Annotated in this window: 23 protein-coding genes and 2 tRNA genes; 17 read left to right on the forward strand and 8 right to left on the reverse strand. The window is 67.0% G+C overall.

The genetic code is table 11. The annotated features are described in order from the left end of the window. The gene (locus J2751_RS03815; protein ID WP_209483322.1) at positions 1-414 is read left to right on the forward strand and encodes an SHOCT domain-containing protein; all 414 of its coding nucleotides are present in this window, start codon (positions 1-3) and stop codon (positions 412-414) included. An 18-nt stretch (positions 415-432) separates the two neighbouring features. Next, entirely contained in the window at positions 433-1,113 is a 681-nt protein-coding gene (locus J2751_RS03820) for a DUF4013 domain-containing protein (RefSeq protein ID WP_209483323.1), read from the forward strand. 49 nt (positions 1,114-1,162) lie between these two features. Here J2751_RS03820 and J2751_RS03825 read toward each other — a convergent pair whose 3' ends face one another. The 4 genes from J2751_RS03825 to J2751_RS03840 are packed head-to-tail and all read right to left on the reverse strand — an operon-like array spanning position 1,163 to position 5,750. After that, positions 1,163-2,434 carry an ABC transporter ATP-binding protein gene (locus J2751_RS03825; RefSeq protein ID WP_209483326.1) on the reverse strand — a complete coding sequence of 424 codons (1,272 nt, stop codon included), beginning with the start codon at positions 2,432-2,434 and terminating at the stop codon, positions 1,163-1,165. Then, positions 2,434-3,309 (reverse strand): carbohydrate ABC transporter permease, encoded by an 876-nt coding sequence (locus tag J2751_RS03830; protein WP_209483328.1) that lies wholly within the window; start codon positions 3,307-3,309, stop codon positions 2,434-2,436. Before J2751_RS03830 ends, J2751_RS03825 begins: the two co-directional genes overlap by 1 nt. Continuing rightward, complete coding sequence (locus tag J2751_RS03835) at positions 3,306-4,382, reverse strand: carbohydrate ABC transporter permease (protein ID WP_209483330.1); 1,077 nt, start codon at positions 4,380-4,382, stop codon at positions 3,306-3,308. The genes J2751_RS03830 and J2751_RS03835 overlap by 4 nt, the downstream gene beginning before the upstream one ends. Positions 4,383-4,388: 6 nt before the next feature. Continuing rightward, a complete protein-coding gene (locus J2751_RS03840; protein WP_209483332.1) occupies positions 4,389-5,750 on the reverse strand; it encodes an ABC transporter substrate-binding protein in 1,362 nt (453 codons plus the stop codon). A 189-nt stretch (positions 5,751-5,939) separates the two neighbouring features. Between J2751_RS03840 and J2751_RS03845 the strand changes: the two genes are divergently transcribed. From J2751_RS03845 to J2751_RS03875, 7 genes are all read left to right on the forward strand, one after another. Continuing rightward, entirely contained in the window at positions 5,940-6,989 is a 1,050-nt protein-coding gene (locus J2751_RS03845; RefSeq protein WP_209483335.1) for an AAA family ATPase, read from the forward strand. 1 nt (position 6,990) lies between these two features. After that, entirely contained in the window at positions 6,991-7,623 is a 633-nt protein-coding gene (locus J2751_RS03850; protein WP_209483337.1) for a protein sorting system archaetidylserine decarboxylase, read from the forward strand. Between the two features lie 646 nt (positions 7,624-8,269). Beyond that, complete coding sequence (locus tag J2751_RS03855; protein ID WP_209483339.1) at positions 8,270-8,920, forward strand: HVO_2922 family protein; 651 nt, start codon at positions 8,270-8,272, stop codon at positions 8,918-8,920. 87 nt (positions 8,921-9,007) lie between these two features. Beyond that, positions 9,008-10,174: a DNA primase gene (locus J2751_RS03860; RefSeq protein WP_209483341.1), complete on the forward strand. Its 1,167-nt coding sequence runs from the start codon at positions 9,008-9,010 to the stop codon at positions 10,172-10,174. 246 nt (positions 10,175-10,420) lie between these two features. After that, positions 10,421-11,125, forward strand: coding sequence for a helix-turn-helix domain-containing protein (locus tag J2751_RS03865; protein ID WP_209483343.1), 705 nt, complete (start codon positions 10,421-10,423; stop codon positions 11,123-11,125). Between the two features lie 82 nt (positions 11,126-11,207). Then, on the forward strand, positions 11,208-11,777 hold the full coding sequence (locus J2751_RS03870; protein WP_209483345.1) for a DUF1684 domain-containing protein: 570 nt from the start codon (positions 11,208-11,210) through the stop codon (positions 11,775-11,777). A 71-nt stretch (positions 11,778-11,848) separates the two neighbouring features. Next, positions 11,849-12,217, forward strand: coding sequence for a cupin domain-containing protein (locus tag J2751_RS03875; RefSeq protein WP_209483647.1), 369 nt, complete (start codon positions 11,849-11,851; stop codon positions 12,215-12,217). Between the two features lie 19 nt (positions 12,218-12,236). Here J2751_RS03875 and J2751_RS03880 read toward each other — a convergent pair whose 3' ends face one another. Genes J2751_RS03880 through J2751_RS03890 form a run of 3 tightly spaced genes read right to left on the reverse strand, consistent with a single transcriptional unit; the run spans position 12,237 to position 14,173 of the window. Next, positions 12,237-13,040 carry a M14 family metallopeptidase gene (locus J2751_RS03880; protein WP_209483346.1) on the reverse strand — a complete coding sequence of 268 codons (804 nt, stop codon included), beginning with the start codon at positions 13,038-13,040 and terminating at the stop codon, positions 12,237-12,239. A gap of 54 nt (positions 13,041-13,094) precedes the next feature. Next, positions 13,095-13,682: a DUF192 domain-containing protein gene (locus J2751_RS03885; protein ID WP_209483348.1), complete on the reverse strand. Its 588-nt coding sequence runs from the start codon at positions 13,680-13,682 to the stop codon at positions 13,095-13,097. After that, the gene (locus tag J2751_RS03890) at positions 13,679-14,173 is read right to left on the reverse strand and encodes a DUF309 domain-containing protein (RefSeq protein ID WP_209483350.1); all 495 of its coding nucleotides are present in this window, start codon (positions 14,171-14,173) and stop codon (positions 13,679-13,681) included. The genes J2751_RS03885 and J2751_RS03890 overlap by 4 nt, the downstream gene beginning before the upstream one ends. 119 nt (positions 14,174-14,292) lie before the next feature. Between J2751_RS03890 and J2751_RS03895 the strand changes: the two genes are divergently transcribed. The 7 genes from J2751_RS03895 to J2751_RS03925 all read left to right on the forward strand — a co-directional run bounded on the left by J2751_RS03895 (position 14,293) and on the right by J2751_RS03925 (position 19,673). Then, positions 14,293-14,376 (forward strand) — tRNA-Leu (locus tag J2751_RS03895). 235 nt (positions 14,377-14,611) lie between these two features. Beyond that, positions 14,612-14,755: a hypothetical protein gene (locus tag J2751_RS03900; RefSeq protein ID WP_394357370.1), complete on the forward strand. Its 144-nt coding sequence runs from the start codon at positions 14,612-14,614 to the stop codon at positions 14,753-14,755. Positions 14,756-15,606: 851 nt separating this feature from the next. Beyond that, a complete protein-coding gene (locus J2751_RS03905) occupies positions 15,607-15,804 on the forward strand; it encodes a hypothetical protein (protein WP_209483352.1) in 198 nt (65 codons plus the stop codon). 144 nt (positions 15,805-15,948) lie between these two features. Beyond that, on the forward strand, positions 15,949-17,604 hold the full coding sequence (locus J2751_RS03910) for a CTP synthase (protein WP_209483354.1): 1,656 nt from the start codon (positions 15,949-15,951) through the stop codon (positions 17,602-17,604). Then, a complete protein-coding gene (guaA, locus tag J2751_RS03915) occupies positions 17,605-18,522 on the forward strand; it encodes a glutamine-hydrolyzing GMP synthase (RefSeq protein ID WP_209483357.1) in 918 nt (305 codons plus the stop codon). It abuts the gene before it with no gap. Next, positions 18,522-18,884 carry a DUF7126 family protein gene (locus tag J2751_RS03920; RefSeq protein ID WP_209483360.1) on the forward strand — a complete coding sequence of 121 codons (363 nt, stop codon included), beginning with the start codon at positions 18,522-18,524 and terminating at the stop codon, positions 18,882-18,884. The genes guaA and J2751_RS03920 overlap by 1 nt, the downstream gene beginning before the upstream one ends. A 99-nt stretch (positions 18,885-18,983) precedes the next feature. Further along, positions 18,984-19,673 carry a DUF7119 family protein gene (locus J2751_RS03925; protein WP_209483362.1) on the forward strand — a complete coding sequence of 230 codons (690 nt, stop codon included), beginning with the start codon at positions 18,984-18,986 and terminating at the stop codon, positions 19,671-19,673. Here the strand turns inward: J2751_RS03925 and J2751_RS03930 are convergent. Next, positions 19,670-21,007, reverse strand: a complete 1,338-nt coding sequence (locus J2751_RS03930; protein WP_209483364.1) for a M20/M25/M40 family metallo-hydrolase — start codon at positions 21,005-21,007, stop codon at positions 19,670-19,672. The genes J2751_RS03925 and J2751_RS03930 overlap by 4 nt on opposite strands. A 110-nt stretch (positions 21,008-21,117) precedes the next feature. Between J2751_RS03930 and J2751_RS03935 the strand changes: the two genes are divergently transcribed. Continuing rightward, a tRNA-Lys gene (locus J2751_RS03935) sits at positions 21,118-21,191 on the forward strand. Positions 21,192-21,804: the final 613 nt, after the last annotated feature.

Below are 21,804 nucleotides of genomic sequence, written 5' to 3' on the forward strand. Positions count from 1 at the left end.
ATGACCGGTCTCCTCCGACGTGTCGCGTGGAACCTGCGACACCGCTGGCGACGGGTGTTCGGGCTGCTCGTCGTCGGTGCCGGCACCCTCGCGCCGTTTCTCACCGGGCTCTGGTGGACGCTCCCGCTCGTCTGGTTCCTCGGACTGTTCGTCGTTCTCCCCGTCCTCCACACGCTCGCGAAGCCCGTTCCCGACGACGACACGGGCGACGACGATCGCGCTCGGAGCGTCGATCCGGCGCTCGACGCCCTCCGCGAACGCTATGCGCGCGGCGATATCGACGAGGCGGAGTTCGAGCGCCGGCTCGATCGTCTGCTGGAGACCGAGGACGCCGAGACCGTCGACCGCGACGGCGACGTGGCCGCCCGCGTCCGGGAGGGCCTCGAACGTGAAGTGGAGCGGCTCCGGGAGTGATCCGGAGGTGACCCGGACGTGATCCGGGAACTACTCCGGTACCCGTTCGCGGGATCACCGCGAGTCGACGCGGTGCTCGTCGGTGGCGGTCTCCATCTGATCGCGGTGTGGCTCCCGCTGCTCCCGTTCGTCGTCGTGGCCGGCTACGGAGCGCGCGTACTCGCCGCGACCGCCGACGTCGATCGGGTCCGTGACGCCGATCGACCGGGATGGCGGCCGGTCCGCCCCCTCCTGGCCGACGGGCTCCGGATGGTGGTGACGGCCGTCGGCTACCTCGCGGTCCCGGTGATTCTGCTCGTCGTGACGTTCGGCGGCCCTCTCGAACGGGTCGACCCGACCGGAACGACGGACGGAACCGTGTTTCTCCTCGGGACCACGCTCACGACGATGCTCGCGTTCGCGGTCGCGTATCCGCTTCCCGCCGCGCTCGTCGCGGTCGCCCGCGAGCGCTCCCTCCGTGCCGCGGTCGACACGTCGCTCGTGGGTCCCGCGACGCGGGACGCGGGCTACCTCGTCGCCGTCCTCCTCTCGACGCCAGCGCTCGCGCTCGCCGCCGGCGCGTACGGCGCGCTCAACGTCGTCGCACTCGGGTTTTTCGTCGCGTTCTACGTCGAGGTGGTGGTCGCCGCAGTGCTCGGGAACGCGACCGGCCGCGCGTGGCGGCGTCGCGGGATCGTCGACGGCGAGCGCTACGGCTAGGCCGTCGATGGTGTGGCGATCGACGAAAAACGGGGGCGACCGACGGCGGCTACACTCGGCGCTCGTCGAGCTCCGCGTCGTCGAGCGAGCGGCTGTGAACCGCCTCGCCGGTGTCGCCGTCGAAAACGTGGATCGCGTCCGCGGGGAGGCCGACGCGGACGCGCGTCCCGGAGTCGATCCGGCGGAGTCCGTTAACCGTCGCGACGAGCTCCGGCCCGTCGTCGAGCGTCACGTGAACCACGTTCTCGTCGCCCATCGGCTCGACGACGGTCACGATCCCGCCGAAGACGTGATCGGCCGCGGCGTCCCCGAGCGGACTGGCTCCCGCGGCGGCAGCGTCGCTCTCGTCGTCGGCGGTAACCGGCTCGATGAGGACGTCCTCGGGCCGGATCCCGAGTGCGGCCTCGGCGCTCCCGGCGACCGCGTCCCGAACGTCCGCACCGAGCGGATAGCGGAACTCGACCGTCTCCAGCTGCCGGTCGTCCTCGTCGTCCGCCGTGAGACCGATCCGCGACTCGTCGGGCCCGTCCACCGGTACCTCGAACTCGCCGAGGAGCGCTCCGTCGTCGACGCCGCAGTCGACAAAGTTCATCGACGGCTCCCCGATGAAGCTCCCGACGAACCGGTTTGCCGGGCGGTGATACGCCTCCAGAGGCGTCGCCACCTGCTGGAGTTCGCCGGCATCGAGGATGGCGATCCGGTCACCCATCGTCATCGCCTCCGTCTGGTCGTGGGTGACGTAGACGGTCGTCGTGTCGAGGTCCTCTTGGAGCTGTTGGAGCTCCGTACGCATCTGCGACCGGAGTTTGGCGTCGAGGTTGCTGAGCGGTTCGTCCATCAGGAACGCCTTTGGCTCGCGGACGATAGCGCGCCCGAGCGCGACGCGTTGTCGCTGCCCGCCCGAGAGCGCCCCCGGCTTCCGGTCGAGGAGTTCGGTGATGTCGAGCATCCCTGCGGTCTCCTCGACGCGTGCGTTTCGCTCGTCGGCCGGTAGATCGGTCGATTCTTCGAGGCCGAACCGCATGTTCTCTCGGACGGTCATATGCGGGTACAGCGCGTACGACTGAAACACCATCGCGATGTCCCGCTCCGCGGGTGCCTGATCGTTGATCCGCTGGTCGTCGAGCCGGATCTCGCCGTCCGTGATCGATTCGAGCCCCGCGACCATTCGGAGCGTCGTCGACTTTCCACAGCCTGAGGGGCCGACGAGGACGAGGAACTCCCCGTCCGCGATGTCGACGTTCACGTCGTCCACGGCGAGGACGGAGCCGTCCCCCTCGCCGAACCGCTTCGTCACCGAGTCGAGTTCGAGTCGTGCCATTATGTGTTACCTGCGACGCCTTTCGCGAACTGTTCTCCGAAGAGGACGTAGACGATCAGCGTCGGCAACGCCGCGATGAACGCCCCCGCCATCTGGAGGTTGTACTGTTGAACGAACGATCCCTGTAGCTGGTTCAGCGCGACCGTTACGACCCGGTTCGACGGATCGCTCACCAACACGATCGCGAACAGGAGGTCGTTCCACACCTGCGTGAACTGGTAGATGAGCGTCACCGCGAAGATCGGCACCGACAGCGGCAGGATGATCCGGCGGTAGATCGTCATCGCCGACGCGCCGTCGAGCCGCGCCGCCTCGATCATCTCCTCGTCGATCGTCGCGTAGTACGCCCGGAAGAGGACGGTGCAGATCGGGATCCCGTAGGCGGTGTGTGTGATGCTCAGATTGATGAGCCCTTGGTAGTCGTCGACGAACGCGAACGGGATCCGCGCGCCGAGGTCGACGAACGACCAGAACTGCGTGAGCGGCACGAGAACGGCCTGATACGGGATGAACACGCCGGCGACGAACAACGCCAGCACGCCGATCTGGCCGCGCCAGCTCAGGTTCGTCAGCCCGTAAGCGGCGATGGATCCGAAGAAGGCGGACAGGATCGTCGCCGGAATCGCCATCATGGCGCTGTTGGTGAGTCCGGTCGAGAGCCGCTCGAACGCCACCTGCCACGCGTCGAAGGTGAACTCCCCCGCCGGCGGCGGCGCGAACGGCGTCGTCGCTCGGAACCCGTCGGTCGTCTTGAACGCCGTCATCAGCCCGGATTCGAGGGGTGCGAGGTAGAACGCGACCATCCCGAGCAACACGGCGTACAGTGCGATCCGGGAGCGGTCGAGTCCGGCGAGCACCGACGAATCGTCGCTCATAGCTCACCCCGCCGGTACTGTAAGTAGAGGTACGGCCCGATCACCGACAGTGCCATCGCGAACAACACCATCGCGACCGCGGAGCCGTACGCCCACTGGAGCCGGTCGAACGCGACCCGGTACATCATCACCGCGAGGATATCCGCCGAGCTGCCGGGGTTGACGCCGAACAGCACGAACAGGAAGTCGAACGCCTTGAGCGCGAACACCATCAACACCACCGCCGCCGACATCGTCGACGCACGGAGCTGTGGGATGATGACGCGCCGGTACAGCCGGACGGCCGACGCGCCATCGATCCGTGCCGCTTCGTACTGTGACGTCGGGATCGCGCGCAGTCCGGCCAGATACACGACCATACAGTAGCCGGAGAACTGCCACATCAGCGCGAAGATGATCGCGGCGAGCTTGAATCGTGGGTCGTCGAGCCACGCCTGCGTGAGGAACCCGGCCTCCACGGTCGTCCAGAAGACGACCCCGTCGAGGACGCCGACCACCCCCCGAATGCTCTCGTTTATCAACCCGATTCGAGGGTTGTACATCCACGACCAGAAGATCGCGGTGACGACGAACGAGAGGCTCATCGGCAACAGGTAGATCGTACGGAACGTGTTCTCGAACCGGATCTTGCGGTCGACGAGTATCGCGAGCACCAGTCCGACGATAAGCGAGAGGACGGTGAACACGAGCAGCAGGACGATGGTGTTCCGGAACGCCGCGATAAAGGAGGCGTCCGTCAGAAGCGTCGTGTACGCTTCGGCCGACAGCTCCGTGTAGTCCGGCTGCCCGAGTCCCTCCCAGCCAGTCAGGGAGATGACGAAGTTCCAGCCGATCGCTCCGTAGACGAACAGCAATACCAGCAGTCCGGGCGGACCCCAAAACGGAAGCGACTCGAGGAACTGGCTGCGCCGAAGTCGCGTCGCGAGCGGGACGCTGTCGGACTCGGTGACTGTCCCGCCGTCGGCCCGGAGACCGTCCGACTGACCGTCTTCGCCCCGTTCGTCGGGGCCGTCGGACGCGCCGTCGTCGGTGCGCCGTCGGTGCGCGAGCGACCGACGGATTCGGTCGAACATCACGCGTTAGAACGCGTCCCGAATGGCTTCGTAGGCGGTGTCGACGTTGCGGTTGTCGTTGAAGTTGGCGAACGCCTCCTCCAACTCCGACTGCACCGCCGGCGCGACGGCCGTTCCGTGTGCGATCGTCGGCGGCTGCGTGTTCGAGTTATCGAAGTCCTCGATCTGTCGGGTGAGGAACGGACCGAACTCGTCGTTCGGGACGTCCGTGCGCGGGGGAATGGACCCCTTGATCGGGTTGAACCGCTCCTGTGCGTCGACGGTACCCGCGTAGTTGAGGAACTGCTCGGTCGCCTCGGGTGACGGGTTGTTCGTCGGGAAGACGAACGAGTCGATGACGGAGTGGTAGACGCCGTCGGTTCCCGGGAACGGAACCATCTCCCAGTCCTCACCGAACTCGAAGCCGTCCGCGCCCTCGTACTGGCCGGCAGCCCAGTCGCCCTGGTGGAGGAACGCGGCCTCGCCCTCGATGAGCCGGTCGTTCCCCTGGTCCCACGAGATCGAACCGGCGTCCTCGGGGTAGTAGTCGGCGTACTCGGCGAGCAGCTCCAACGCCTCCCGGACCTCGTCTTCGAGACCCTCGACGTCGCCGTCGACGAGTGAGAGGTAGTCGTCGGTTCCCTGCTGGCCGAGGAAGACCGCCTCGAACAGCTGGAGCGTCGACCACGGGGCCTGCGTCTGGTGGGCCATGGGGACCGCGTCGGTGTTCTCGTCGACCGCCTGAAGCGCGTCCATCAGACCCTGCGGGTCGTCGATGTCCGTCGCGTCGACATCGGCCGATTCGAGGACGTCCACGTTGTAAAAGAGGTTGTTCAGCCGGTGGATGTTGATCGGGACCGCGACGAGGTCGCCGCCGGGCCGTGAGAGCTCGACGATGTCGTCGAGGTACGCCTCGCGCATCTCATCGTCCCAGACGGAGTCACCGATGTCTTCGAGGAGCCCCTCGTCCGTATAGGGTGTCAGCGCCTGACCGGGCCAGATCTGGAACGTGCTCGGCGGGTTCTGGTCGAGCACGCGGTTCTGGATCACCGTGTCGATCGCCGAGCCGGCACCGCCGGGAGCCGGGTTGTCGACGATCTCGACGTCGGGGTGTTGCTCGCGGAAGCCGTCGAGAAGCGCGTTGTACGCCTCCTCCTCGCCGCCGGCGGTCCACCAGTGGACGATCTCCAGATCGCCCTCGTCCGCGTCGCCCCCGTTGCCGGTACCGTCGTCGCCGGCTCCGTCATCGTCGCCGGCACCGTCGTCCTCTCCGACCTCGGGATCGTCGGAACAACCGGCGACGGCCACGGTCGCGACCGCCCCGGCACCGGCGATGTAGCGGCGACGGGTTACACGGTCCACAGTGTCTCTGCTTGGTGTCTCTGTCATAGTCCGTATATCAGTTGATCATGAGCGTACTTAATCATTGATAATAGAGGTCCATATTTAGTACGGAAGTAGTAAGTTCGTTCCCGAAAGTAAAACGTCGGCGGGGAACCGCACACGCCTCTCTCCTCGCTCGTCCACGTCCCCGTTCGGACCGACCGATTCTTGAGCGTACGGCCCCGACACCACGGTATGGACGGACCGCTGTGGATCGACGCACACGCTCCGGATCTCGACGAGATCCGTCAGGACGACGCCCGGAAGCGGCTCGGGCGGGCGGTCGACGAGCCGATGAACCTCATCGTTCAGGGACCCTCGGGCGTCGGCAAGACCGCGGCGACGCGGGCGCTCGCCCGCGAGTCACACGCCGCCCCCGAGAGTGACCTGATCGAGATCAACGTCGCCGACTTCTTCGGACGGACGAAAAAGGAGATCCGAACGGATCCCCGGTTCGAGGGCTTCCTCGCGGGCAAGAGCCGGATGGCGAAACGCGACATGATAAACCACGTGCTCACGGAGTCGGCGGCGTACGCGCCGATGTCCGGCGAGTACAAGACGGTGCTGCTGGACAACGCCGAGGCGATCCGCGAGGACTTCCAGCAGGCGCTCCGGCGCGTGATGGAGAAACACCATCGAACGACCCAGTTCGTGGTCGCCACCCGCCAGCCCTCGAAGCTCATCGCGCCGATCCGGTCGCGGTGCTTCCCGATCCGGCTGCGCGCTCCGACGACCGACGAGACCATCGACGTGCTCGAAGCGATCTGCGAGCGCGAGGCAGTCGAGTACGACGCCGACGGGTTGGAGTTCGTCGCCAGCGCGGCCGGCGGTGACCTCCGGACGGCGATCCTCTCCGCACAGGCGACCGCGGTCGAGGGCGGAGAGATCACCATGACGACCGCCTACGAGACGCTCGGCGAGGTCGGCGACGACGACGAGATCCGCGAGGCGCTCGCGGCCGCCAGGGAGGGAAACCTGAAGGACGCCCGCGGGGTCCTCGACGACCTACTCGACGAGGGGGGGTACGACGGTCCCGACCTGCTCCGGGCGACCCTGCGCGTCGCTCGCGCGGGCTCCGCGTACGATGGCGATGATCTCGCCCGACTCCACAAGCTCGCGGGCGAGGCGGACTTGGACCTGACCGACGGACTCGACGACCGGCTCCACCTCACCCACCTGCTCGCCGCGTGGGCTGCCGGTCGAACCGAGCTGCGCGCCGGCTTCCACGAGCCGGTGGAGGCCTGAGATGAGTCGGAACCCGCCGCTTTCCCGACTGCTCCCGTTCCCCGTCGTCGACGAGGCGTGGCGCTTGGCGCTCGTGCCCGCGCTCGTCGCGGCCGTCACCCTACCGTTTCTCCCGCCCGTCGGGATCCTCGCGCTCGCGACTTCCCTCGGCGTCCTCTGGTTCCACCGTGACCCCGAGCGGACCCCGCCGGAACCGGAGGCGGCCGTCGTCGCCCCCGCGGACGGGACCGTGAGCGTCGTCCGTGAGGAGGGCGAGCGACTCCGCGTTGGCGTGTACATGAGCGCGACCGACGTCCACGTCAACCGCGCGCCGATCGCGGGTGAGGTCCGGGAGGTGCGCCATCGTCCCGGTGCGAACCGGCCGGCGTTCGACAAGGAGTCCGAGCGCAACGAGCAGGTCGCCATCGACGTCGGCGAGTACGAACTGCTCGTCATCGCCGGCTGGTTCGCCCGCCGGATCCACCCCGCCGTCGAGGCCGGCGACCGGATCGAACGAGGCGACCGCGTCGGCCACGTCTCGTTCGGGTCACGCGCCGACGTGGTGTTGCCGACAGATGTCGACCGCGAGCACCTGCTCGTCGCCGAGGGCGACTCGGTCCGCGCGGGCGAGACGATCATCGCCGAGCGGGAGTGAGTCTCTCAGACCGACGGCGACGAGATGGTATTTAAATACGGAACGAACGATAGCGACGATGGTTTATAAGTAAGCGGTGCGGTGGCGTGCCTCCGAGCGGCCGAGCGGTGCGAGGCCGCGAGGAGTCCGCGAGGGACGCGGTGAGCGCTCGGAGAGCGCGAACCGCGAGGCTGGGGAGGTGTGAGGTGCGGTGCGGGTGCGGGTGCGGTGCGGGTGCGGTGCGGTGCGGGTGCGGTGCGGGTGCGGTGCGGTGCGGTGCGGTGTGGGGTGGGACTCAAAAGGGGCAGTCGCCGGACCACGTCCGGCTGCCAGAGTCGCGTAGCGCCTCGCTGCCGTACGGGCGGCACAGGCGTTCGCCGTCGACCTACCGTCGATCACTTATAAGCGAGCGGCTGGGACTTTGTCAGTCGCCACCGACCCGCCAGCAACGACTTATAAACGAACGACCGGCTGTTCAAACGCACCTAACACGCCACCAACGACGTATACACAGCCGCCAGCGACACCGCTCGCTCACTTATAAACAACCCGACACACATGTATCAGGCGTACTCCCGTCATCCATGAGATCAGTATCGACACCGCCCTCGCACGGGATCCGCGCCGGGCATAGCGTTTTGTGTGCTCGCGGTGATAGTTCGACCGCATGTCCGAGGAGACGATTCACGAATCCGAGGGGTCCAGAACCCGACAAGCACTCGCCACGTACTTCGCTCGGATCGCGAAGGCGTTCCGCCGAGGAGAGCCCGCCCCCGTCGACGACGCCGGGACAGTGACGGTCGATCCCGGGGCGGAACCCGAGTTCGAAGTGGAACTCGAACGCGAGGACGGAACGATGAGTCTTGAGTTGGAACTCGAATTCGACGAGGAAGCGGGTGCGGTCGACACGGACGCCGCCGCGAGCAAGGCCACATTCCAGCTGTACGAGGACGCGGAGGAGAAGTGGCGCTGGCGGCTGCTTCACGACAACGGCAACATCATCGCCGACGGGAGCGAAGGATACACCGACAAACGCGACGCACAGAACGGTCTCGACAGCGTCAAATCGAACGCCCCCGGCGCGCACGTTGTCGACACTGAAAAAGGCGAAGAGGCCCCGGATGAGGGCGGTAGCGACGCGACCTTCGAGCTGTTCAAAGACGCGGAGGAAAAGTGGCGCTGGCGACTGCTCCACGACAACGGCAACATCATCGCTGACGGCGGACAGGGGTACGCCTCGAAACGAAACGCCACCGGCGGCCTCAAAAGCGTCAAATCGAACGCGCCCGGCGCGGCCGTCGAGGAGACCGACTCGTAAGAGGCAAGGAACCTCTCCGCTGCGACCGCCCCGGACGATCACGGACCGTACCGCTTATTCGCCGCCCCTCACTATCACGGAGCGGACATGGACGCGCTCCACGCCAAGTACCCGTTTTTCGAGGCGGCCCGGGAGGCCGTCGCCGGCGCGTCGGCGTCGCTACCGACTCTCGTCGCCGAGGACGCCCCCGCCGTGGAGCGCGCCCGTGAACGCGTCGAACGCGCGCTGTTGGAGGGAACCGCCGAGCCCGAGAGCGGCGCGTTCGACGGGTCGGAGTCCGGGGATGTGGCCCGCGCGGAGCTGCTCTCGTACCCCATCGCGCGGATCCTCGTGTCACTTCTGGACTCCGAGCCAGCTATCGAGAAGTACGCGGCCGCGGAAGCCGCGACTGCGCTCGACCGGATCCGCTCCGACATCGAGACCGACGACGAGCTCCGGTCGACGTCGAGACCGACGGTGGATCTGGACGAGGTCCTCGCGGAGTTCGACCTCGCGGACGCCGTCCGCGCCGAGCCGACCCGCGGCGGCCGCGACCCGGTCTACTACTGGATCGATGTGGGTGCGTACCTCCGGTTCACCTCGCCGTCGTGGGGCGAGTCGTGGCGGCTCGTCAACCGTGCGCTCTCGAACGGCGACGTTCGGGTCTCCCGCGAGGAGCTGCTGGAGGCGCTCGGCGCGGCCGTCGAGGAACGCGTCCGGGAGGGGCTCCCCTTCGATCTGGAGGCGGGCGAGGGGATCGCGGCGGATCTGGAGTCCCGCGTGGCGGAGCTGAAACGCCTGCTCTCCGAGCGGACGTACACGGCCCCCGTCGACGTCGTCGCGCCCGCGCTGTTCCCACCGTGTATGACGAACCTGATCGAGAAGGCCGAACGCGACGTGACGCTGTCCCCGCCCGAGTCGTTCGCCCTGATGGCGTTTCTCGTCGGCATCGGGATGACGCCCGACGAGGTCGTCGCGTTCTGTGCCGACACGAGCCTCGATGCCGAGGGGATCCGCTACCAGACGGAGTATCTCCACGACGACCGCGGAACCCAGTACCCGCCGCCGACCTGCGAGACGCTCGCCAACTACGGGATCTGCCACAACGAGGACGACCACATGCGCGTGGCCGCCGACCCCCTCTCGTACTACGAAACGCGCGTGGAGGAGGCAGACGAGGTCACCGACTGGCGGGAGCAACACGGGAGCGACACGGACGGTGCCGACGGGACCGACTCCACTGGTGGCGGCAAGCCGGAAGCCGTCGAGGAGTAACAGTAGCGGATCTGACGGCGGTTTATAAGAGATCGACACAGTACCGAACCTTACGTCACTCACTACCGTATCCGTACCGAGTTGAAGTGTAAAAACACCGACTGCTGCGGGATCCAACAAAGCCACCCCTACCTCACTCGAAGCTAAGCGCGGGGAGTCACCCTCGCGAGCGGCGGCTCGCCCGGATGCCATGATCCGACCGGCGAGCGGTAGCCTTTTGCGGGATTCTCGTGTTCGATCGGACGAATGAGCGAGACCGCACGCGAAGAACTCTCCCGTCGGATAGCCGGTGAGATCACGCTCAGCGACGATCCCGGGGCGACCCTCCGGAAGTGGCGAACCGACTTCGACGTCTCACAGACGGAACTGGCCGACCAGCTCGGCGTGTCGTCGTCGGTGATCTCCGACTACGAAAGCGGCCGCCGCGAGAGCCCCGGGATCGGCGTCGTGCGCCGAACCGTGGAGGGGTTACTCGACATCGACGAGCGTCGGGGCGGCGGGCGTCTCCGACAGTACGCGCGAGTGCTCTCGGCCGGCTTCGAGAGCGACATCGTCCACGACCTTCGGGAGTACGCCACCGCGATCCCGCTGGAGGAGTTCTACGAGGCGATGGGCGCGACGGAGGTCGTCCGTGGCGACCACGACCACGTCAACGGCCACACCGTCATCGACTCCATCCAAGCGATCACACGCCTCTCGAGCGAGGAGTTCTACCGTCTGTACGGCCAGTCGACGAACCGCGCGCTGGTGTTCACTCGGGTTACCCGCGGTGAGTCGCCGCTGGTCGCGATGCGCGTCGTCAGCCCGACGCCGAACGCGATCGTGCTCCACGGGATCGACGCCGACGACCTCTGGGAACACGCGAGCGACCTCGCACGCGTCGACGGCTTTTCGCTTGCGACCTCGACGCGGGATCTCAACGAGTGTCTGGCCGACCTCCGGGAGCTATAGCGCCCCGCCTCACGACACGCGCCGCAACGTGGAACGCCCCGCGATCGGGGGGCTGAAACCGTTGGCTGGTCTGTGGGCGACCATGAGCGAACGGGAACCAGATCTCACGGCCGAGGAGTACGCCGGGACGATAGCCGAGAACAGACGCGAGAAAGACGAGTTCTTCGAGGACCACCCGCAGTCCCCGATCCCGCCGGAGTCCCGCGAGTCGTTCGACGGACTCGATTACTTCGAGCCCGACATCGGGTATCGCGTGGAAGCGACCGTGACGGTCCACGAGGACCCCGACCCGGTCGAGATGGAGACGACCGCGAGCAACCCGGTCCGCTACCTTCGAGTCGTCACCTTCCGGTTCGAGATCGACGGCGAGGAGCACACGCTCGCCGGCTACCGTCAGGACGAAGAGGAGGAGGTGATTTTCGTTCCGTTCCGCGACAAGACCACCGGCCAGCAGACGTACTATCAGGGCCGGTACATGGAACTGGAACCCGAAGGAACGCTACAGGACGGCGACGTCGTCGATCTCGATTTTAACCTCGCGTACAACCCGTTCTGTGCGTACAGCGAGACGTTCGCCTGCCCGCTTCCGCCGGAGGAGAACTGGCTTGAGATCGTCGTTCCCGCCGGGGAGCGCGACATCGACCTCAAATGAGCGACACACCGGATCCGACGCGGTCGGACGGGCCGGAAAGCGAGGCCGAGTCGACGGACGAAACCGAGCCGATGGGCGAGTCTCCCGCCATCAAGCGCGCGGCGGCGATCGAGTACGAATCGGTTTCGGCCGCCGACGGCCTCGAAAAGGGCGTGCTCATCGACGAGTCCGACGGTGCGCCGAACTTCTCGCTCCGACGGTTCGAGCTCGCGGCCGGTAGCGAGGTCCCGCGTCACACCAACGCGGTCGAACACGAACAGTACGTCCTTGCGGGCGAGTACGTGGTCGGGGTCGGCGAGGAGGAGCACGTTGTCGCCGCCGGCGACGCTCTGCTCATCCCCGCAGGTGTCGAGCATTGGTATCGGAACGACGGCGACGAACCGGGCGCGTTCCTCTGTGCCGTGCCGAACGGGGACGACACGATCGAGCTCGTCGAGTGAAGACGCCGCGGCCGACGGGCTAGGTGACGCTCCCCATGTGCTCGGCCACGTAGCCGAACTGGTCCTGGTATCCGTACGCGGACAACAGAACCGGATAGAACGCGTACTCGGCGTGGAGCGGCTCCCCGTCCGCCGCCGCGAACCGCTCTCCGGCGTCGACACGCTCGAAGTTGCGGGCGAACACCTCGTACTCCTCGGCCGCCGGCTTCGGGATCCGATCGCGGAGCCGGAACACCGGAACGTCCTCGCGACCGCCGGCGTCGACGACGCCGTCCGCACCCGGGGCCGGCAACGCTCCCGTCGCCGCGAGGAACGCCCGCGACAGCCAGTACGCGTTGTTCGCGGCGGCGTCGGAGCCCTGAAGTCCGGCCTCCACTTCGAGAGTGTGTGGATGCTCGATCAACCGCCCCTCGGTGAACGCGTCGGTCTGGATCACCGCGTCGACCGGGAGGTGTGGGGCGACGGCGCGCGCGACCTCGTCCATCGAGTCGACGACGACGAACGGTTCGGCGTACGACTGCGTCGAGTGGATCGCCAGCGTGCTACAGCCGACGAGCTCGGACTGGAGGCGATTCGCGAGTCTCCCTTCGTGGCTCTCGGCGTCCGGGTCTCCGGGAAACGATCGGTTGAGGTCGACGTCGAGGTACCGCTCCCCGGCTTCGAGCGCCTCCTCGTTCGCGAGTATCAGCTTGACCGGGCGCTCGACGTCGGGGTCCTCGTCGACGAGCCGCTCGACGGCTCGTGCCCCACAGGGCTCGTCCCCGTGGATCCCTCCGACGACGGCGACCTCCGGCGGGCCGTCGCCCAGTTCGTACACGTCCATAGTTGTTGAAGGCGGTCAGCGGGTAAGTGGCGTTCGGATCCGGCTCGACTCCGATCACACGTTCGATCCGGCTCCCGCAACCGCTGCGGTCGGCTCGACCGGACCGAACCGGAGCACGTCGCCGACGCCTACGTCGCGGTCGGCGGTCCACCGGTATCCGACCTCCAGCACGTACTGTCCTCGCCCCGGATACCGCTGCTCCTCGCCGTCCTCGTCCGGTCCCGGTGCGGGCGCGTGGTGTATCTCGGTCACCACGCCGTCAGCGTCCGCGTAGACGATGTCGATGCCGAACGACATCTCCCGCATGACGAAGGTCCGATCCCCGACGGTGTCGTAGACGAACAGCATGCCCCGGTCCTCGGGCAGCGACTCCGTCTCGCTCAGGCCAGTGTATCGTCGCTCCGGCGTGTCAGCGATCGCGGCCGTCACCGACCCGAGTACCTCCCCATCCGATGTCTCGACGCGAACCTCCCGGGTGTCGTATCCCGGATGGATCACGTCGGCATCGCCTCCGGGCGGACGATCGAGACAGCCGGCGACCGCGAGCGTACCGGCGAAGCTGACACCTCGGAGCCACCGCCGTCTGCTCGACGTCCTCGTTCGGTTCACCGCCGATATCGCCGTCTTCCGAGAGCCCGTCATTCGAGCCGCTCGGCGTAGGCGTAGTGTTCCTCCCTCGCACTCGGGCGGTCGCCGTCGAGTTCGATCCGCCACCCGTCGAGCGAACTCGGGTCGTCGAGCGCGTCCGCGAGCGTCGCTCGCACGTCCGCCACGTCGACCCCGTAGAAGTCGTCGGGGACGCCGTGGAGGTATTGGAGGGCCGTCTCGAACAACGACCGCATCCCGGCGTCGTTCTCGAAGTCGACGTGTTTGTACGCGCCGGCCGCCACCTGTACCATCCCGTGAAGGAAGGCGCTCTCGGTCGTTCCGCTCCCGTAGTTGTACCACTCGTCCTCGAAGCAGTCGTGTGACTCGTGGTACGACCCGTCGTTGTACAGACGGACCCCGTTGATCACCGCCTGCCGGAGCGTGCCGTGTTCCCACCCGTTCGACTCGCCGCGGTCGCGCCGCCACCCCGTGGGGCTGCCCGACACCGGCGGGGCGACGGTCGCGTCGCGGGTGTGATCGTCCATACCGGGGATCCACTCCGCAGCGACCTAATCGTTTCGCGGACTCGAACGCTCTCGGGGTGTGGTCGGTCGGCGCGGAACCGACGATATAAAGAACTCCGGGGTCAAACCACAGGTCGCGTGCGAGGGTAGCCAAGCCCGGAAACGGCGGCGGATTCAAGCTCCGCTCCTGTAGAGGTCCGTGGGTTCAAATCCCTCCCCTCGCATGAGCGCGTCACAGCGCGTGAATGCACAAGAGGGGAGAATTTGAATCAGGGAGCGCCTCTGGCGCGACCGTGGTTCAAATCCCTCCCCTCGCATCGTCGGGGTTCACCCCCGTGATGCGGAAGACCGCTCTCGGAGCGCTCTTCCCTCGCAAAACTTCCACAACGAGACGCCACCAGCGACGGCACCGCCAGCGTGCCCGGAACGTTTACCGGCCCGCTCGCCGGACCGTGACGTATGTCCGCCGACACGATGGACCCACAGGCCGAGGCGGCGGTCGCCCGCCAAGGACGGATCCCGATCCCCCACAGCCGACGGGGGTTGAAGCTGGCCCGTGGACTCACGCGCCCCGCGTCTTCAGGCGCGGGAGGAGGTCAATAGCCGATGTCGGCGACGTGATGAGCGATGTCGGGAGTATATCGAGTATATTGAGAGAGTGGCGTTTATAAGCGAGAGAGTGCTGTTGCTGGCGGCGGTTTATAAGTGAATGACTCCGCGAGAGACAACTCACACGTTCCACCCACTCGTTTATAAGTCTGCGACTGCGGATCGATGGTGACGATCTCCAAAGCCCCAGCCGTGTGAGCGGCGTAGGCGTTCACGAGAGCGGAGCTCTCGTGAGCCAATCAGAACGCTACGCGTTCTGATGACGACGCAAGCAGCGTGGCGCGGAGCGCCACGGGCAGCCGGCGGCTCCGCCGCCGGCGACACCGCAACGAGGGAACTTGCGACCGAGTGAGGAGCGCAGCGAGCGTACGCCGCTCACACGGCAGCGAGGCGCTCCACGCCTCTGGCAGCCGGACGTAGTCCGGCGACTGCCCCTTTGAGTCCCACCCCGCCCCACGACCGCACCTCACGCCTCCCCAACCTCGTCGGCGGCGCCGCCGCCGGCGACCTCGCGCGCGTTTCTCGCGCGCGCGCCACCGCCTCGTTTATTTATAAGCAATAGTCGCTGCCGCTCAAGCCTCTTTTAAATACGATCACGTCACTGCCGATTTGAGCGACTTACTCCCGATATCGCTCGTCGCGTCGCCCGCCCTGACCGTAGCGGACCCCGAAGACGCCACTCGCTGTAAACCGAAACTCGGGAGTCGACTTATAAAGAACGACACTGAACGTGACCGACGCCCATGGTCCCGATCCGCACGGAGCGGGCGTGAAACACCGGTTTATCCCGATCGTTCGTCGCCAACAACGTTATTCCCGACGAACCCCTATCACGTTCAGTTACCATGTCCCCCAAGCGATCCTCCGCGGCCGGTACCCGGTCGCGGTCGAAGACGACGCTATTCTGTCCCGAGTGCGGCCACGAGAGCGACGCCGACGGCGACTGGCTCGTCGAGGAGACTCCCGCTCGCGAGACACACACCTGTCCGGTCTGTACGGCGACCATCGAGGTCCGAACGCGGCTCGATCCCCTCGTCGCGTGAACTGCCTCGGGGCTTGACCCCGAGCCACTCCGGCTGTACGCCGTCGGCTCACTGTTCGTTGGATCTCACGGTCGATCGTTGCGGATATCGACGATTCCCCAGTCGCTCCGAAACGGTTTTGCCGGCCCCTGACGGACGGTCGATATGCCAACGGATCCCGACACTGGGTACGACCCGTCGCTGGGTCGGAAGTTCGTGTTCGTCACGGGCGGGGTGATGTCCGGGCTGGGTAAGGGTATCACCGCCGCCAGCACCGGCCGACTCCTCGCGAACGCGGGCTTCGACGTCACCGCGGTGAAGGTGGACCCCTATCTCAACGTCGACGCCGGGACGATGAACCCGTACGAACACGGCGAGGTGTACGTGTTAAAGGACGGCGGCGAGGTCGACCTCGATTTAGGCAACTACGAGCGTTTCCTCGGCACTGACATGACGTTCGATCACAACGTCACCACGGGGAAGACCTACCAGCACGTCATCGAGCGCGAGCGCGCCGGTGACTACCTCGGCAAGACCGTCCAGATCATCCCTCACGTCACCGACGACATCAAGCGACGCATCCGGGAAGCTGCGGAGGGCTCGGACGTCTGTCTGATCGAGATCGGCGGAACGGTCGGCGACATCGAATCGATGCCCTTCCTCGAAGCGCTCCGCCAGTTCGCCCACGAGGAGGACGACGAGGACATCCTCTTTGCGCACGTGACGCTCGTCCCCTACTCGAAGAACGGCGAGCAGAAGACGAAGCCGACCCAGCACTCAGTGAAGGAACTGCGCTCCATCGGCCTTCAGCCGGACGTCCTCGTCGGGCGCTGTGAGGACCGGCTGGAACCGGAGACGAAGGAAAAGATCGCCCTGTTCTGTGACGTGCCGACGGACGCCGTCTTCTCGAACCCCGACGTGGAGGACATCTACCACGTCCCGCTGATGGTCGAGGACGAGGGATTGGACGAGCACGTGATGGAGCGGCTCGGCATCGCCGACGAGGCGCTTCCGAAGTCGGAGCGCTCGACGGAATGGCGCGAACTCGTCACTCGCGACCGTGAAGAGGAGATCGACGTGGCACTCGTCGGCAAGTACGCCTTGGAAGACGCGTACATGTCGATCCACGAGGCGTTGAAACACGCGGGGATCCACACGGAGACGGAGGTGAACGTCCTCTGGGTCGACGCCGACGAGACCACGGAGCGCCACGAACAGCGGCTCGCGTCGGCCGACGCGGTCGTCGTTCCCGGCGGCTTCGGCTCCCGTGGCACCGACGGCAAGATAGAGGCGATCCGGCACGCTCGCGAGAACGACGTGCCCTTCCTCGGCCTCTGTTTGGGCTTCCAGATGGCGGTCGTCGAACACGCGCGCAACGTGCTCGGGCTCGCTGACGCCCACTCCGCCGAACTCGACCCGGACACGCCGTATCCCGTCATCGATCTGCTCCCCGACCAGTACGAAACCGAGGACATGGGCGGAACGATGCGGCTCGGGGCCCACGAGACCGACATCGAACCCGACACGCTCGCGGCGGCGGTGTACGGCGGCGACTCCTGTACGGAGCGACACCGTCACCGCTACGAGGTGAACCCCGAGTACATCGACGAGTTGGAGACCGACGGGCTCGTCTTCTCCGGTCGAGCGGACAACCGGATGGAGATCCTCGAACGCGAGAGCCATCCGTTCTTCTTCGGGACGCAGGCGCATCCGGAGTTCCGGTCACGGCCGGACCGCGCGAGTCCGCCGTTCGTCGCCTTGGTCGAGGCCGCGCTGGGATCGACGGACACAACAGAGCGGAACGCGGACGTGAGGCTATAGATGGTCGATACCGAGGCGTTCATCGAGGATGCGGTAACGGAGATCCGCGAGCAGGTCGGCGACGCGAACGCAGTGATCGCCCTCTCGGGCGGAGTCGACTCCTCCGTCGCGGCGACGCTTGCCTACCGGGCGATCGGCGATCAGCTCACCCCGGTGTACGTGGACACCGGGCTGATGCGGAAGGGAGAGACCGAGGAGGTCGCCGAGACGTTCTCCTTCATGGAGTCGCTACGGATCGTCGAGGCACAGGACCGCTTCTTCGAGCGTCTGGAGGGCGTCATCGACCCCGAGGAGAAACGGCACGTCATCGGCGAGGGGTTCATCGACGAGTTCGAGACGGTGGCTCGCGAGGTCGACGCCGATTACCTCGTACAAGGAACGATCTATCCCGACCGGATCGAGTCGGAGGGAAACATCAAATCGCACCACAACGTCGGCGGACTCCCGGAGGTCGTCGACTTCGAGGGGATCGTCGAGCCGGTTCGTGACCTCTACAAGGACGAGGTCCGCGAGGTTGCCCGCGCGCTCGACCTGGAGGCAGTCATCTCCGAGCGGATGCCATTCCCCGGACCGGGGCTCGCCGTCCGCGTCGTCGGCGAGGTGACGCCCGAGAAGGCCGACGTCGCCCGCGAGGCGTGTCACGTCGTCGAGGAGGAGCTGGCGGATCACGACCCGTGGCAGGCGTTCGGCGCGGTGATCGGGAAGGGAACCGGCGTGAAGGGCGACAACCGGGTTCACGGCTGGATCGTCGCGGTCCGGTCGGTCGAGAGCCGTGACGGGATGACCGCCCGCGCCCAGGAGGTCGACTGGAACACCCTCCAGCGGATCCAGAGCCGGATCACGGGCGAAAACGAGAACGTCGCCCGCGTCGTCTACGACGTGACCCACAAACCGCCCGCGACGATCGAGTACGAGTGATGGCGGACGATATCACAGACACCGATGCCACCTCCGCGGTCATCGCCGGCCCGGACGAGCACGCCCTCGGCGAGGAGCTGGCCGAACTCGGCGTCCCGGTCTCGCGGATCGAGGGCGTCGTCTCCGCGGACGCGCTCGAAACGGCCGGGATCGCCGATGTCGACCTCCTCGTCTTGACCGATGTCGAGGAGGCGACCGCGATCCCGGTCGCCAAGGAGCTGAACCCCTCGGTGACGGTCGTGACGTACTCCGAGCGGTCGCTGCCGGAGTTCGTCGCCGCAGTTGCTGATCTGGCCATCGATCCGGAGCTGTTGTCCCCCGTCGTCGTCGCCGAGGAGCTGTCGTCGACCGGCGGCGACTGAGCCACGGTCGACTGGTCGTCCGGGTGACTGGTCGTCCGGGTCGGCAGCGATACCTGCCCCGGTGCCCGCCCCTTATGTGTTCGGACGCGAAGACGGTGTATGGACGAGGAATCACCCGCGGACCGACGCTCCCCGGTAGGCGAGCCGGTCGTCCGGTCCGATCCGGCCGTCACGGGCGAGCGGGCGGCCGAGGCGGTGGGATTCGACCCCGACGACCCCGACAGCGTGCGGGAGGCCGCGGAGACGGTCCGGCGCTTCGCGGCCGGCGAGGTCGGCGACGACGACCACGTGTTGATGCTCCGCGGAGCTGCAGCGTGTGCGGCGCTCGTTCGTGGGGTCGGCTCGTATAAAATGGCCGCCGAACGCGCCGGCGACGGCGTCTCCGTCTCCTTCATTCGGAAGTGGGCGCGGGTCCATGACCTCCCGCAGGCGATCCGCCGACAGGTCGCCCGCGGCCACATCACGCCGAGCGCGGCGAAACACGTCGCCCGCCTCGGCGGCACCGACCGCTACCAGTTGGCGTGGGCCGCTATCGACGGCGAGATGACGGTTCGTGAGGTCAGATCCGTTGCCTCCGCGGTCAACGACGGCACCGGCGTCGAGAGCGCGCTCCGCGAGGTCGGGATCGAACTCGGTCGGATACAGGTCGACCTCCCGCCGGAGACGTACGTCGAACTCCGTCGGCGGGCGGCGATGCGGAACGTCGAGCCCGGAGCCATCGTCTCGGCGGCGCTCGACGGCTACTTCTCCGACACCTCGGTCGATGACCGACTGGAGCCGGACCGTTAACGCGAACGTCCGGCGAACCGCCCAACCGCGGCCGCGATCGCCGCTCGTCCGTCCTCGACGGCCTCCCACTCGATCGTCTCGTTCGGATAGTGTGCCTCGTCGATCGTCCCCGGGCCGAAGACGACGGTCGGGATCCCGGCCTCGATGTAGTGGCGCGCGTCCGTCCCATAGGTCGCACCGACCGGTTCGACATCGGGGAGCCCGGCGTCGGCGAGGCCCGCGCGCACTGCCGCAACGATGGGCGCATCGCCCGGTATCTCGCTCGGCTCGAACTGGACGGAGAACCGTTCGAGTTCGGGCGGGTGCTCGCGTAGCCACGGGTCGTCGTCGACGACCGAATCGAGCCGGTCGCGGAACGCGCGTTCCACCTCCTCGACGGTCTCGCCGGGCGCGACCCCGATCCGGAACTCCGCGGTCAATGCGGCCGGCACGGTCGACGCCCACGATCCCGCCTCGATGGTCCCACAAACCACCGGCCACGGGACGGGAAACTCCTCGAACAACGGATGGGAGACCGTCCGGGTACGCTCGTCTTCGAGCGCCGAGAACGCCCTGCGGATCGCCTCGAACCGCGGGAGGACATCCTCGCCGCGCCAGCGCGTGGCCGCGTGTGCGCTCCGCCCGACCAGCCGCAACTCCGCCATCAGACTCCCTTCACAGGCGACGACCGGTCGGAGCTCGGTTGGCTCCGCGACGATCGCCGCGTCGCGCTCGAACGGGTACGGGTTCGCGAGCGCCGCGGTCGCCGCGCCGTAGCCGCCGTCCTCCTCGCCGGCAACCGCCTCGACGACGATCCGGAGACCGCCATCAGGGAGCCGGATACCCCCGCTCTCGACGCGGTCGCGCACGTCGAGTGCCGCGCCGACGCACGCCGCGACCCCCGATTTCATGTCCGCCGCGCCGCGAGCGGCGAGGATTTCGTCGCCCTCGTCCGTCGTCCCCCACTCCGGCTCGAAGGGGTCACTCGACCACTCCGCCGGTTCGGCCGGCACGACGTCGATGTGGCCGTTCAGGACGACCGTGAGGGCGTCGTCGTCACCGATCGCGTTCCCGTTGCTCCCGTTTTCGCGCCCGTCCGCGTCGCCCTCGACGTCCGCGCCGCCGAGCGCGAGAACGCCCGCGACGCTGCGACGGCCGACGGCGTCGATCGCTTCCGGCTCATCCGGGAAGGAGGGATGGTCGGCGAGCAGGTCGGCATCGGCCTCCCACGTATACGTCTCGAAGCCGATATTATCGAGGCGGTCTCGGACCCAGTCGGCGGCAGCGGCCTCCTCGCCGGCGGTGGAGGGAATCGCACAGAGACCGGCCGCGAACGCGCGCATGTCGAAGTCCATGCTCGCGGCGACGGCGGGTGAGCGGAAACCGTTTCGGGTCGGAGACGATCACTCCGCCGCACGCGGTTTCTAAACGTTTATCCGTGCTCTCTCCCTACAAATTCGTGTCTGGGCCGGTAGCTCAGTTAGGGAGAGCGTCCGGCTTTTAACCGGACGGTCGGGGGTTCGAATCCCTCCCGGCCCGTTTTCCTGCGACCAACGGGAGCAGTGAAAACGTCAGAGGGATTCGAAGAGACCAGTCGCGCGCAGCGAACGAAGTGAGCGAGCACGTCTGGGCGTAGTTCGAATCCCTCCCGGCCCGTACAACGAGACGGTGAGCAGCGCGAACCGTCGAGTGAACCGGCAGGAGGGATTCGAATCAGAGAACGGAGCAACGCGGAGTGACCGTGGTTCGAATCCCTCCCGGCCCGTACAACGAGACGGTGAGCAGCGCGAACCGTCGAGTGAACCGGCAGGAGGGATTCGAATCAGAGAACGGAGCAACGCGGAGTGACCGTGGTTCGAATCCCTCCCGGCCCGTACAACGAGACGGTGAGCACATCGCGAGCGACAGGTCTCGGAGGGGGATTCGAAGAGGCCAGTCGCGCGCAGCGAACGAAGTGAGAGCACGTCTGGGCGCGGTTCGAATCCCGTCGGACTGCGACGCGATCCGACTGCCCCCACGCTCGCTTTGCTCGCGTGGATCCCTCCCGGCCCGTGTAACGAGACGGTGAGCAGCGCTTGTCTGCTGGATATCGATGCTCAACGAGCCGCCGGCTACGCGGCCAGTGGTTGTCGTCGATAAAAATTGCGTGTCG

This window comes from Halorubrum alkaliphilum (assembly GCF_017873815.1).
GTDB lineage: Archaea > Halobacteriota > Halobacteria > Halobacteriales > Haloferacaceae > Halorubrum > Halorubrum alkaliphilum.

Coding starts and splice junctions, on each gene's coding strand:
- J2751_RS03815 (WP_209483322.1), top strand. CDS start 1: ATGACCGGTCTCCTCCGACGTGTCGCGTGGAACCTGCGACACCGCTGG.
- J2751_RS03825 (WP_209483326.1), bottom strand. CDS start 2,434: ATGGCACGACTCGAACTCGACTCGGTGACGAAGCGGTTCGGCGAGGGG.
- J2751_RS03830 (WP_209483328.1), bottom strand. CDS start 3,309: ATGAGCGACGATTCGTCGGTGCTCGCCGGACTCGACCGCTCCCGGATC.
- J2751_RS03835 (WP_209483330.1), bottom strand. CDS start 4,382: ATGTTCGACCGAATCCGTCGGTCGCTCGCGCACCGACGGCGCACCGAC.
- J2751_RS03840 (WP_209483332.1), bottom strand. CDS start 5,750: ATGACAGAGACACCAAGCAGAGACACTGTGGACCGTGTAACCCGTCGC.
- J2751_RS03845 (WP_209483335.1), top strand. CDS start 5,940: ATGGACGGACCGCTGTGGATCGACGCACACGCTCCGGATCTCGACGAG.
- J2751_RS03850 (WP_209483337.1), top strand. CDS start 6,991: ATGAGTCGGAACCCGCCGCTTTCCCGACTGCTCCCGTTCCCCGTCGTC.
- J2751_RS03855 (WP_209483339.1), top strand. CDS start 8,270: ATGTCCGAGGAGACGATTCACGAATCCGAGGGGTCCAGAACCCGACAA.
- J2751_RS03860 (WP_209483341.1), top strand. CDS start 9,008: ATGGACGCGCTCCACGCCAAGTACCCGTTTTTCGAGGCGGCCCGGGAG.
- J2751_RS03865 (WP_209483343.1), top strand. CDS start 10,421: ATGAGCGAGACCGCACGCGAAGAACTCTCCCGTCGGATAGCCGGTGAG.
- J2751_RS03870 (WP_209483345.1), top strand. CDS start 11,208: ATGAGCGAACGGGAACCAGATCTCACGGCCGAGGAGTACGCCGGGACG.
- J2751_RS03875 (WP_209483647.1), top strand. CDS start 11,849: ATGGGCGAGTCTCCCGCCATCAAGCGCGCGGCGGCGATCGAGTACGAA.
- J2751_RS03880 (WP_209483346.1), bottom strand. CDS start 13,040: ATGGACGTGTACGAACTGGGCGACGGCCCGCCGGAGGTCGCCGTCGTC.
- J2751_RS03885 (WP_209483348.1), bottom strand. CDS start 13,682: ATGACGGGCTCTCGGAAGACGGCGATATCGGCGGTGAACCGAACGAGG.
- J2751_RS03890 (WP_209483350.1), bottom strand. CDS start 14,173: ATGGACGATCACACCCGCGACGCGACCGTCGCCCCGCCGGTGTCGGGC.
- J2751_RS03900 (WP_394357370.1), top strand. CDS start 14,612: ATGTCCGCCGACACGATGGACCCACAGGCCGAGGCGGCGGTCGCCCGC.
- J2751_RS03905 (WP_209483352.1), top strand. CDS start 15,607: ATGTCCCCCAAGCGATCCTCCGCGGCCGGTACCCGGTCGCGGTCGAAG.
- J2751_RS03910 (WP_209483354.1), top strand. CDS start 15,949: ATGCCAACGGATCCCGACACTGGGTACGACCCGTCGCTGGGTCGGAAG.
- guaA (WP_209483357.1), top strand. CDS start 17,605: ATGGTCGATACCGAGGCGTTCATCGAGGATGCGGTAACGGAGATCCGC.
- J2751_RS03920 (WP_209483360.1), top strand. CDS start 18,522: ATGGCGGACGATATCACAGACACCGATGCCACCTCCGCGGTCATCGCC.
- J2751_RS03925 (WP_209483362.1), top strand. CDS start 18,984: ATGGACGAGGAATCACCCGCGGACCGACGCTCCCCGGTAGGCGAGCCG.
- J2751_RS03930 (WP_209483364.1), bottom strand. CDS start 21,007: ATGGACTTCGACATGCGCGCGTTCGCGGCCGGTCTCTGTGCGATTCCC.